We start from the raw sequence: 10,246 nt of genomic DNA, 5'->3' as shown, positions 1-10,246 counted from the left end.
GTGCGAGTTCATGCTGCCGGGCGCGTCATAGTTCGGGGGTGCGCGTGCGTCGGCGGCCGCGGCTCCGGCGGGGCTTCTCGCGCAGTTACCCGCGCCCCCAAATGACCAGGCCCTGCGGGCCTGGAAGACCACGGCCCTGCGGGCCTGAAAAGCACGGGGCGCAGCCCCTGCTTTTCAGGGGCGCGGGGAACTGCGCGACCAGCCCCCACCCACGCGCACCCGGCGACGCGGCGGTGGACCCTCGGCGCACCCGGCGGAGCCGCATGGCACTCTGGACGTATGCCCGAATTGCCCGAGGTGGAGGCTCTCCGGGACTTCCTGGTCGGCAAGGTCGTCGGTCATGAGGTCGTCCGCGTGCTGCCCGTGGCCATCAGCGTCCTGAAGACGTACGACCCGCCCCTGAGCGCCTTCGAGGGACGGGAGGTCACCGACGTACGCCGCCACGGGAAGTTCCTCGACCTCGCGGCGGACGGCGGCGAGCTGCACCTCGTCACGCATCTGGCGCGGGCCGGCTGGCTCCAGTGGAAGGACCGGCTGCCGGACGGACCGCCCAGACCCGGCGGCAGGAGCCCGCTCGCGATGCGGGTCGCCCTGGAGACCGGCGAGGGCTTCGACCTCACCGAGGCCGGGACGCAGAAGCGGCTCGCGGTCCACCTGGTACGGGACCCGGCGGAGGTGGCGGGCATCGCCCGGCTCGGCCCGGACCCGCTCGCCGACGACTTCGACGTGACCCGCTTCGCCGGACTGCTCGCGGGGGAGCGGCGGCAGATCAAGGGCGCCCTGCGGGACCAGAGCCTGATCGCGGGCATCGGGAACGCGTACAGCGACGAGATCCTGCACGCCGCGAAGATGTCGCCCTTCAAACTGGCCTCGTCGCTCAGGCCGGAGGAGGTCCGGCACCTCCACGAGGCGCTGCGCACCACGCTCACCGAGGCCGTCGAGCGCTCCCGGGGGCTGGCGGCCGGGAGGCTGAAGGCGGAGAAGAAGAGCGGGCTCCGGGTCCACGGCCGAGCGGGGGAGCCCTGCCCGGTGTGCGGTGACACGGTCCGGGAGGTCTCCTTCAGCGACTCCTCGCTGCAGTACTGCCCGACCTGTCAGACGGGAGGCAGACCCCTTGCCGACCGACGGTTGTCGCGGTTGCTCAAGTAGTCCTGATCGACCGCTCGAACAGTCCGGAACGGGCGGCGGTCATGATCCGCAACCATTGAAGGTACGGACCAATGTGCCCGGTTCAGCGCCAGGCCGGGGCCTCGATGGTCACCAGGAGTTCGCCGTCCTGGCTGCGCACCTCGAAGCGGCTGATGTCCTCGCGCTGCATGGCGGTTCCCCCCACCATCTCGGAGGCCTTGTCGGCGCCCTCGGGGGACTTCCAGTTCGCGGCCGTCTCCTCGGAGCCGTCCTTGCCGATCACCACGAGCCGGCAGGCGTGGACGCCCTCGGCCTCCTTGACCTTCAGCTCGATGTCACTGCCCCACAGCCGCTCCTCGGCCTTGACCTCGGCCCAGACGCCCGTCTTGGCGTCGGTGGCGGCGACGGTGTCCGGAGCCTCGCCCGGACCTGCGAGAACGGCCACGGCGGGGCCGCCGACGGCGATGACCACGGAGGCCGCGAGGGCGAACAGCCAGCGACGGCGCTTCGCCCGGTGGCGGGCGGACACCTCGTCGAGCAGCCGTCCCAGCATCCGGGGGCCGGGCGCCGCGAACGGGTGCACGGAGCGCGGGGTCGCGTTGCGGTACAGCATCAGCTGTCGGGCGGCGGGACGGAACTCGGTGACCTGTAGCGCGCACTGCGGGCAGCCGCGGACGTGGTCCTCGAAGTGGAACGAATCCACCTCGTCCAGCACGCCCAGCGCATACGCGCCGACGTCGTGATGACGATCCTGGGACCACATGGCGATTCCTCGGGCCGGTGTGCGGTGGGGGTTGCTTCCTGCCCCCACCGGTACGGACCAGACCGGCGAATCACTCAAGCCTCACGACAATGCCAACCAAAAGATTCGGAGCCCTCCGTCGGGCGGATTGGTCCCGGACGGAAAAAGTTCGTCGGGCAGGGCCGGGACAGGTGGCGGCCGACACCCGGCCCCGGTGTCTGCCGGCTAGAAGAGGTGGATCGCCAGGTGCCCCAGCGGCAGACCGAGCCGCCAGGCCGGCGTCCAGACCTTCGGGCCGTCGTCCTCTCCCAGCACCGCGCCGCCGCCCGGCACCGCGTCCAGGTCGGGCGCGAGCAGCTCGGTCTCCTCCAGCCAGCGCCATGCGGCGGCCGCCAGCTCCAGATCCGGGGACGGACCGCCCGACTCCAGCGCCTCGGCGGTGAAGTCCGCCAGGCGCTCGCACACCCAGTCCTGCCACGGCTGGTCGTACGCCGTCAGCGACAGCCAGGTCTCCAGCTGGGTGACGACCCGGATGCCGGAGAGCTCACCGCCCGCGTCCGAGAGGAAGATCGTCAGCGCCAGGGCGTCCCGCCCCGCACGGAACTCGAAGGACGTCGGCGGCATCAGGTCGCCCGTCCGCAGCAGCTCCTCCGCGATGTACTCGGCGTAGAACCACGCCATCGGTACGGCCAGTTCGCCGCCGCCGGCGCCGTCCGTGCTCTCCTGCCCTCTGTGCAGCATCCCTTCCTGCCTTCCTCCGGTGCGTGCGCGTCGCCCGACCCCGGGCCTGGAGACCAGGCCCCGGCCCCCATCCGGAACACGGATAGAAGACAGCTGATTGCTCAACAGGGGTCCTCAGCAAGGCGCTTTACGGAGGTTTGACTCGGCCATGGGTTTCACCGCAGGTCGGCCGCGTATCCCGGAAGCACCCGGCGTAGGGCGCGCAGTGCGTAGTACGCGCGAGACTTCACCGTACCGGGCGGGATCCCGAGGGCTTCGGCGGCTTCCGCCACACTCGCCCCCTGGAAGTACACCTGCACCAGTACTTCGCGGTGCTCGGGAGTGAGTGTCTTCACAGCTTCCCGTACATCGAGGGTCGCCACCGACCGATCGGCGTGATCGGTCATCACTCGGGCGTTCTCCAGCACCGCGTCCCCCACCTCCGCGGGGCGCGCCTGCCGGGCCCGCCGCGCGTCTATGGCGAGCCGCCGCCCGACGGTGAGCAGCCAGGGGCGTACGGAGTCGAAGTCGTCGGCGCGCAGCGCCTCGGGGTGTTGCCAGGCGCGCACGAAGGTCTCCTGCACCAGGTCCTCGGCGCGATGGCGGTCCCCGTCGGAGAGCCGCAGCAGCAGGGCGAAGAGGGGTCGGCCGTGTTCGCGCTGGAGCTCGGCCAGCTCGTGTTCGGCGGTCGTCCCGTTGGTGATCGTGGTTCCGGCCGTCATGGCCGTATGGGAACGCGGGCCGCTTCGTGGGGACAGAGGCCGGTCACGGATGTGCGGCGGGCGGTCGAACCTGTCGACGAACGGTGCGACGAACGGTCGGCGGACCCGGACCACCACCACGGGCGAAGCTACTGCGCCACCGCCACCGGTCAACGGTGCCACCACCATCCGGCCCTACGGCACCACCGTCACCGGCCAGCGGCCCGCCTTCACCAGGCGCAGGGCGACCGAGCCGACGATGCGGTGGCCGGCCTGCTGGGAGGCGCCCACCACGACCGCGTCCGCCTTGAGCCGGTCCGCCGCCGTCACCAGACCGCTGTACGGGTCGCCGCGGAAGGTGTGGAACTCCCAGCGCACCTCGAAAACGCCCTTCACCTGCTCGGCGGCCTCCCGGATCTCCGCCACCAGCTGCTCGGCGATCTCCTCGGTCGTCCCCGCCACCGGCATCCCGAGCGCCGCGCTCGTCGCCAGCGGCGGCTGCACGTACACGATGGCGAGCAGCGCGTGCTGGCGGCGGGCGAGACCGGCGGCGTAGGACACCGCGCGCAGGGACGTGTCGGAACCGTCCAGTCCGACGAGGACGACCTTGGGACCGTCGGTGCCGCGTTCGAACCGGTGTGCTTGCTGATCGGTCACGCTTGCGAGGCTATCCGAGCATCTGGCCTCCTGGCGTGCGCCGGGCGGTCCCAGGGACGCGGAGAACTGCTCCCATCGTGTGATTCCATGCCGCCACCCCGGTGTCGTGGTGGTGCGCCGTCCTCGCCTTGGTCGACTGATGAGTCATGACGAAGGATCAGATGCCCACCGGTCGCCGCCTGTTCACCCGCCACCTGCTGACCGGAACGGCCGCCCTGCTGGGCGCCGTCGGCACGGCGGGCACCGCCGCCCTGCTCGTCGGCGACGGGGGCCCCGCCCCGGCACCGGCCGGAGCCCCCGGCCCGGCCGCCGGTCCGCCGGGCCGACCCGCGCTCGAACCCTCCGCGTACCGTCTGGAGCCCATCGCCGGGTACGGCCCGCGCACCCGCCGCCGCACCCTCGTCCGGGCCGGCGTACGGCGCGAACCGTACCTGCGGGTGGACGGACGCGGCCGGAACATGGTGCTGACCTTCGACGACGGCCCCGACCCCCGCTTCACCCCGGACATCCTGCGCATCCTGCGCCGGCACGACGTCCGGGCGATGTTCTTCGTGTGCGGGGAGATGGCGGTCCAGCACCAGGACCTGCTGCGCGAGATGGCCGACGACGGCCATGTGGTCGGCAACCACACCTGGTCCCACCCGCTGCTCACCACCCTCTCCCGCTCCAGGGTCCACACGGAGATGGCCCGCACCAGCGAGATCATCGAGAAGGCGTACGGCGAATCGCCGCTGTGGTTCCGTGCCCCCTACGGCGCCTGGAACCGGGCCGCGTTCCGGTTCGGCGCGGAGCTCGGCATGGAGCCGCTCGGCTGGACCGTGGACACCCTGGACTGGCGCAGGCCGGGCGCGCACACCATCGCCGAGCGCGTGGCGGACGGCGCGGCCCCCGGGGTCGTCGTGCTCTCCCACGACGCGGGCGGAGACCGCTCGCAGAGCGTGGCGGCCCTGCGCGACTATCTGCCCGAGCTGCTGGACTCCGGTTACCGCATCACCGTGCCGCAGCGGCAGTACGTATGAGGCCCCGCTCCGGGCCCCGATGACGTTCGTGGGCGTTCGCCCGCCGGCCGGGTGCGCTCAGCGCACCTCGACCAGGCGGGCGAACACGACGACGTTCCCGTCGTAACCGTTCTGCTTGGAGAAGCCGCCCCCGCAGGTGATGACCCGCAGTTCGGGAATTCCGCTGTTCCCGTAGACCCGGTCACCGGGGAAGTTGTTCTTCGCGAAGACCTCGACGCCGTAGGTCTCGAACACGGCGATCCTGCTGTCCGCGCGCCGGATCTCCACCTTGGCGCCCTTCTTCAGGGCGCCGAGCCCGTAGAACACGGCGGGTCCCTGATCGTTGTCGACATGGCCGACGACGACGGCCGTGCCCTTCTCCCCGGGGGAGACCGCGCCGGTGAACCAGCCCGCGAGGTTCGGGTCCCGGGCCGGGGGCGCGTCCACCCAGCCCTGTGCGTCCAGCCCGACGGCCACCGCCGGCGCGTCGACCCGGATCGACGGGATCCGCACCCGGTCGACCATGGCGTACGGTAGCGGTTGCGGGGCGTGCGCGAAGGTGCCGTGCGGAGTGCCGCCGCTGTCGGCGGCCGCCGCCGACGCCGGCTGCGGCGGACCCACGTCGAACTCGCCCGAGCCATTGCGAATGAGCGCGAGACCGGTCAGCAGGACAAGCGCTATCACGCCCCACGGAGCACGCTTCTTCCGCCGCTCCTCCCACTCGGCCTCGGCCGGTGCCGACGAAGACATTCGCCATCCCCTCTCGACACGGCCGTCGCCGTGTGCGTCGCGCGTACGAAAACGCTAAGCGCGCCGCAACGCGACGGCGACGGGGGCGGGTACGAACGGGTGGCGGGACGGCGGAGCCCTGCGCCATCCGAGTGCGCGGTAGGGAGGAACTTTCTGACGGTCCGTGACCTGCGGCGATATCCGATCGTCCGGAGATATGCCCGGCGTGTCCCCTCGCCGGGACTCACCAGGACGGACCAGCCCCGAAATGCGGCCCCGCGCACGGCAACTGAGGGTCTATCCGGGAGGCGCTTTCTCGCCGATCGACCGGGGACGGGACCCGGGGCGTCTTCCGCGGAGGATCACATGCGTACTACTCGTGTCCTGGCGGCCTCGGCCGCCGCGGCCGCCCTGGTCGGTGTCGCCGCGCCGACGGCCGCCGCCTGGGACCAACCGAGCTCGGTCACGGCCGCCCCCAATGTCATCGCCCGCGGCGGGCAGCTCGTCCTCACCGTCAAGGGCGGTGACGCGTGCGCGACCGCCGGCAGCACGATCAGCTCGAACGCCTTTCCGACCACCAACCTCGCCTCCATGGGAGGTACGACCGCCACGGCCACGGCCACGGTGCGGGTCAACTCCGACGCCAGTCCCGGCTCGTACAGCGTCACCACCCACTGCGAGGGTGAGCGCAAGACGTTCACCGGCGTGTTCACCGTCATCGGCGGTGTCCGCGGCGGGCTCGGCGGTGGCAGCTCCACCGGGGCCACGACCACCGACATGGCGATCGGCGGCGCACTGGTGACGGCGGCCGTCGTCGGCGGGGGCGTCTTCTGGATGCGGCGCCGCTCCGAGAACAAGGCCTGAGCGAGAACAAGGCCTGAGCCGAACGACAGGCCCCGCCGCACAGCCCTACGCCCCGGAACCCGTAACGGTCCGGGGTGAAGGGCTGTCGGGTGTGCCGCACCGAGCGCCGGTCAGGAGTGACCGCCGCCCTCGGGGCGACGGCGCGACCAGTGCCAGGCCGCTCCCATGGACCCCGCCACGAGCGCGGCACCGAGACCGATCTCCGAGAGGTCGAACCCCGCGACGGTGCCGCCGGCCCCGGCGTGGGAACCCCGGGTGGGGTGGTGCGTGGGGTGGTGGGTCGGCCGGTCGCCGACGATGGTGAGATCCGTCCGGCCGATCTCGTCGCCGCACTGGAACGTCACCTGGTACACGGTCCCGGGCCGGGCGTCCCGGTCCACGGTCGCCGTCGCCGAGGAATGGCCCCTGGGGATCATGACGGCGTCGAAGACGCCCGAGGAGACGGTCGTCCGGTGGCGGCAGCCGTCCACGCTCAGGATCACCCGCCCACCGGGGACGACGGCCGAGGGCGTCACGCCGAAGCCGAACGACGTGAGGTCACTGACCCGTGCCGCGTGCGCGGCGGGAGCGGAGAGGGAGAGGGCGGTCACGCCCAGCAGAGTGGCCGAAGCGACGCGTATCGCGCGCATGGTGGAGCCTCCGGGTCCCCGAGGAGCCTGCTGCGGACCGTTTCCGCCTGCGCCTGGAATGCACCTCGATGACCGAAACGCTAAGAAGGCGCGCCCGGTGGCGCGATCGCAGTCGCGCGAACGGGGCAAGCGTGTGCTCCGCACGGGGGACCCGCACGCGTACGGCCGGGGGACGGGCGCGGCGCGGCGCCCGTCCCCCGGCCGTGGACCGGACTGAGGGACCGTCACCCGCCCGCGTTGGGGAACAGGGCCAGGAACGGGTCCGCCGTGGCCGACAGCCCCCGGCTGTAGGGCGCGTCGAAGTCCCAGACCAGGAACAGCAGGAACGCGATGAGGGCGGAGAACAGCCCGGCGAGGATCAGTTCGCGCGCCGTGCGCCGGATCTGCAGGGCGAACACCATGCCGACCGTCACGACGGCGCCGATGATCAGGCCGAACCACACCACGCCCGGCATCGTCTCGCCGGTGGAGTCCGCGCGGCTGCCGCGCGCGGCGTCGGCCGTGGCGACCTGGTCCAACAGGGGCTGGTAGGCCTGTGCCTCGAAGTCGCTGCGGGGCTCGTAGTCGGTGACCTCGTGGCGCACGGTGTCGAACAACTCGGTACCGCGCTCGGTCACCTCGCCCTTCTCGGCCATGACCTTCCACTCCGTGGTCACCACGTGGTCGACGTAGGCGTCGATGTCCGCGCGGATCCGGTCGCGCACGTCCGCCGGGTACACCCGCACCCGCTCACTGATCTCGTGCAGGGCCTGCGCCTCCGTCTGGACCTGGTCCTGCGCGGCGCTGCGGGCCTCCCAGACACCGGCGATCGCCAGGCCCAGCACGATGGCGTACACCACGCCGATCATCATGGTGATGTACTCGATGACGTCCGGGGTCTCGGACGGGTCCTCGTCCGCGGGTGCGGCGTGATGCCGTACTACGGCCACGATGAGGACGACCAGACAGGCCGCCCCCATCGCGAGGGTGAGAACAAGCCATTCCGACAAGAGGTTCCTCCAGGAATCAGCGCGGACGCAGGGCGGCGGCGGCGAACACCGCGGGCACCGTGACGAGCAGGGCGAGTGAGACGAGCGAAGGGCCGGAGGGCTTGGCGCGCGCGTGGGACGGGGCCCGGTACGGCGGGTAGCTCACCGGGGTCGGCGACACCTTCGGGCGGGGGCTCGGCGTGGGTTTCGGCTTCGGCTTCGGCGGGGGAGTGGGGGCGGGGACCGGCCGGGGCGCCTCCCGGACGGGCGGCGGTGGCGGCGGGGGTGGCGGTGCGGGCCTCGGAGGCGGGGGCGGTGTCGGTTTCGGGGCGGGCGGGGGGTCCGGAACGGGCTCCGGGGTGGGGGTGGGCGGCTTCGGCCGCGGCGGAGGCGTCGGAGTGGGCGTCGGCTCCGGCGGACACGACGGAGTCGGCGGGGGCGTGGGGGTGGGTGACGGGGTCGGCTCGCAGGAGTCGGTGCTTCCGATCGCCACGGCGACCCGACCGCCGCCGTCCGGGCCGACGGTGCCGTACGCGCAGGCGTCGGCGACCGCGGTGCCGCTCGGAGTTCCGGTGAGGAGCCAGGTCAGTGCGAGCAGGGCCGACAGCCGTAGGGCGAGAGCGGATCGGGTCCGCTGGGGTCCTTGCACGTCGGAGATCATCCGTGCTTGCGCGCCCGCGTACGCGGGAGCACGGAGGGATTGCTCCAAAGGAGCGAAAAACGGGCCCCGAACGTTTGAGTGCGGGCGCCCGGTGCTGACGCCTCTTTCGATACCGCCGCAGGCCGCGCCGCAGAACCGTGGCACAGACTTCGGAAAGAAATTCGTGCCACGTTGAACACAGGAGCCACTCCCACCCGTACCTAGGGCCAGCAAGCGGCGCAGTAGGGCGCTGCGACACCCACCGGATACACGGGGAGTTGGAATGAAGACCTCCTGGCGGAGCGCCTCACTCGTAGCGACAGCTGCGGCTGTGCTGGTGCTGACGACGGCGTGCGGTCAGGAACAGGGGTCGACGTCCTCGCAGAACGTGGGCGCCGCCTCGACCCCGACGCTGGGTGCCGGCACCATCGCGGGCACCGGTACCGGTACGGCCGGCGCCGGCGCGGCCGGTTCCGGTACGTCGGACCAGGCCCAGTCCACCACGGCGGCCTCCGCGGGCCAGTTGACCGTGTGGAACAGCGACGAGTACGGCAAGGTCCTCACGGACAGCGCCGGTCGCACCCTGTACCGCTTCGACAAGGACTCCTTCGAGCCGCCGAAGACGACCTGTGAGGGCGAGTGCGCCGTCACCTGGCCGCCGGTGCCCGCCGCGGGCGCCACCGCCGCCCAGGGTGTCGACAAGGCCCTGCTCGGCGAGGTCAGCCGTCCCGACGGCACCAAGCAGCTGACGGTGGCCGGCTGGCCCATGTACTACTTCGCCAAGGACACCAAGGCCGGTGACATCAAGGGCCAGGGTCTGAAGGGCACTTGGTTCGCGTCCGCGCCCAACGGCAAGAAGGCCTCCACCAAGGGCGGCGGGGGTGCCGACGCGGGCGGCAACGGGGCCGGCGGCAACGGCGCCGGGGCGGTCGAGCAGGCCGGTCTGACCACGCGCAAGGACGCCAAGCTCGGCGAGATCGTCGTCGACAAGAACGGCATGACGGTCTACCGGTTCCTCAAGGACACCCAGTGGCCGATGTCGACCAAGTGCGTCGGCGACTGCCTCGACAAGTGGCCCGTCGTCGCCCCGGTCGACAAGAACGACACCGAGGGCATCCTGCTGAAGGGCTACACGGTCTTCGACCGTCCCGACGGCATCAAGCAGCAGACCATCAACTGCATCCCGCTCTACACCTTCGCGAACGACAAGGCACCCGGCGACACCAACGGCCAGGGCGTCGGCGGCACCTGGTTCGCGATCAACGGCGACGGTGAGCCGATCGGCGCCGACAAGTAGGCCGCGCCTTCCCCACGCACCGCACCAGCGCGGCCGATCCAGGTCCGCCCCCTCCGTACCGCACCGGAGGGGGCGGACCGCTTGGCATGCCCGGGTTCGAACAGGCATGGCCGGTGCGGTGGTTGGGCATGTGGCATCGGCAACGATTTTGAACGGACGGTCAATTTCCGTTT

At 71.8% G+C, this 10,246-nt stretch carries 12 protein-coding genes; 4 read left to right on the top strand and 8 right to left on the bottom strand.

Annotated features, from left to right (window positions below; genetic code table 11):
* The first annotated feature begins 279 nt into the window (after window positions 1–279).
* Entirely contained in the window at window positions 280–1,149 is an 870-nt protein-coding gene (locus GWK25_RS27565; RefSeq protein ID WP_215453982.1) for an Fpg/Nei family DNA glycosylase, read from the top strand.
* An 82-nt stretch (window positions 1,150–1,231) separates the two neighbouring features.
* On the opposite strand, the gene GWK25_RS27560 is transcribed toward GWK25_RS27565, so the two are convergent.
* The 4 genes from GWK25_RS27560 to GWK25_RS27545 form a co-directional block, all read right to left on the bottom strand.
* Window positions 1,232–1,891: a hypothetical protein gene (locus tag GWK25_RS27560; RefSeq protein ID WP_215453981.1), complete on the bottom strand. Its 660-nt coding sequence runs from the start codon at window positions 1,889–1,891 to the stop codon at window positions 1,232–1,234.
* A 204-nt stretch (window positions 1,892–2,095) separates the two neighbouring features.
* Window positions 2,096–2,611 carry a hypothetical protein gene (locus GWK25_RS27555; RefSeq protein WP_215453980.1) on the bottom strand — a complete coding sequence of 172 codons (516 nt, stop codon included), beginning with the start codon at window positions 2,609–2,611 and terminating at the stop codon, window positions 2,096–2,098.
* A gap of 155 nt (window positions 2,612–2,766) precedes the next feature.
* A complete protein-coding gene (locus GWK25_RS27550; protein ID WP_184902325.1) occupies window positions 2,767–3,312 on the bottom strand; it encodes a sigma-70 family RNA polymerase sigma factor in 546 nt (181 codons plus the stop codon).
* Window positions 3,313–3,486: 174 nt separating this feature from the next.
* Window positions 3,487–3,948, bottom strand: a complete 462-nt coding sequence (locus GWK25_RS27545) for a universal stress protein (protein ID WP_215453978.1) — start codon at window positions 3,946–3,948, stop codon at window positions 3,487–3,489.
* Window positions 3,949–4,094: 146 nt separating this feature from the next.
* On the opposite strand from GWK25_RS27545, the gene GWK25_RS27540 reads away from it, so the two are divergent.
* Window positions 4,095–4,967, top strand: a complete 873-nt coding sequence (locus tag GWK25_RS27540; RefSeq protein ID WP_215453976.1) for a polysaccharide deacetylase family protein — start codon at window positions 4,095–4,097, stop codon at window positions 4,965–4,967.
* A gap of 57 nt (window positions 4,968–5,024) precedes the next feature.
* On the opposite strand, the gene GWK25_RS27535 is transcribed toward GWK25_RS27540, so the two are convergent.
* Window positions 5,025–5,696 (bottom strand): class F sortase, encoded by a 672-nt coding sequence (locus GWK25_RS27535; protein ID WP_215453974.1) that lies wholly within the window; start codon window positions 5,694–5,696, stop codon window positions 5,025–5,027.
* Between the two features lie 345 nt (window positions 5,697–6,041).
* Between GWK25_RS27535 and GWK25_RS27530 the strand changes: the two genes are divergently transcribed.
* Window positions 6,042–6,539 carry a hypothetical protein gene (locus tag GWK25_RS27530; RefSeq protein WP_215453973.1) on the top strand — a complete coding sequence of 166 codons (498 nt, stop codon included), beginning with the start codon at window positions 6,042–6,044 and terminating at the stop codon, window positions 6,537–6,539.
* Between the two features lie 110 nt (window positions 6,540–6,649).
* On the opposite strand, the gene GWK25_RS27525 is transcribed toward GWK25_RS27530, so the two are convergent.
* From GWK25_RS27525 to GWK25_RS44345, 3 genes are all read right to left on the bottom strand, one after another.
* Complete coding sequence (locus tag GWK25_RS27525) at window positions 6,650–7,168, bottom strand: hypothetical protein (protein WP_215453972.1); 519 nt, start codon at window positions 7,166–7,168, stop codon at window positions 6,650–6,652.
* A gap of 224 nt (window positions 7,169–7,392) precedes the next feature.
* Window positions 7,393–8,157 carry a DUF4239 domain-containing protein gene (locus tag GWK25_RS27520; RefSeq protein WP_215453971.1) on the bottom strand — a complete coding sequence of 255 codons (765 nt, stop codon included), beginning with the start codon at window positions 8,155–8,157 and terminating at the stop codon, window positions 7,393–7,395.
* 16 nt (window positions 8,158–8,173) lie between these two features.
* Complete coding sequence (locus GWK25_RS44345) at window positions 8,174–8,302, bottom strand: hypothetical protein (protein ID WP_286014553.1); 129 nt, start codon at window positions 8,300–8,302, stop codon at window positions 8,174–8,176.
* Window positions 8,303–9,059: 757 nt separating this feature from the next.
* On the opposite strand from GWK25_RS44345, the gene GWK25_RS27510 reads away from it, so the two are divergent.
* Complete coding sequence (locus tag GWK25_RS27510; protein ID WP_215453969.1) at window positions 9,060–10,073, top strand: SCO0930 family lipoprotein; 1,014 nt, start codon at window positions 9,060–9,062, stop codon at window positions 10,071–10,073.
* Window positions 10,074–10,246 lie beyond the last annotated feature (173 nt).

Source organism: Streptomyces sp. ATCC 21386, assembly GCF_018728545.1.
Taxonomy (GTDB): domain Bacteria; phylum Actinomycetota; class Actinomycetes; order Streptomycetales; family Streptomycetaceae; genus Streptomyces.
Note: the sequence above shows the minus strand (reverse complement) of the source record. Positions and strands in the feature narration are given on the sequence as shown.

Excerpts from the sequence above, each read along its gene's own strand:
- GWK25_RS27525 (WP_215453972.1), bottom strand. The coding sequence starts at position 7,168 with ATGCGCGCGATACGCGTCGCTTCGGCCACTCTGCTGGGCGTGACCGCC.
- GWK25_RS27540 (WP_215453976.1), top strand. The coding sequence starts at position 4,095 with ATGACGAAGGATCAGATGCCCACCGGTCGCCGCCTGTTCACCCGCCAC.
- GWK25_RS27550 (WP_184902325.1), bottom strand. The coding sequence starts at position 3,312 with ATGACGGCCGGAACCACGATCACCAACGGGACGACCGCCGAACACGAG.
- GWK25_RS27530 (WP_215453973.1), top strand. The coding sequence starts at position 6,042 with ATGCGTACTACTCGTGTCCTGGCGGCCTCGGCCGCCGCGGCCGCCCTG.
- GWK25_RS27560 (WP_215453981.1), bottom strand. The coding sequence starts at position 1,891 with ATGTGGTCCCAGGATCGTCATCACGACGTCGGCGCGTATGCGCTGGGC.
- GWK25_RS27565 (WP_215453982.1), top strand. The coding sequence starts at position 280 with ATGCCCGAATTGCCCGAGGTGGAGGCTCTCCGGGACTTCCTGGTCGGC.
- GWK25_RS27555 (WP_215453980.1), bottom strand. The coding sequence starts at position 2,611 with ATGCTGCACAGAGGGCAGGAGAGCACGGACGGCGCCGGCGGCGGCGAA.
- GWK25_RS27535 (WP_215453974.1), bottom strand. The coding sequence starts at position 5,696 with ATGTCTTCGTCGGCACCGGCCGAGGCCGAGTGGGAGGAGCGGCGGAAG.
- GWK25_RS27510 (WP_215453969.1), top strand. The coding sequence starts at position 9,060 with ATGAAGACCTCCTGGCGGAGCGCCTCACTCGTAGCGACAGCTGCGGCT.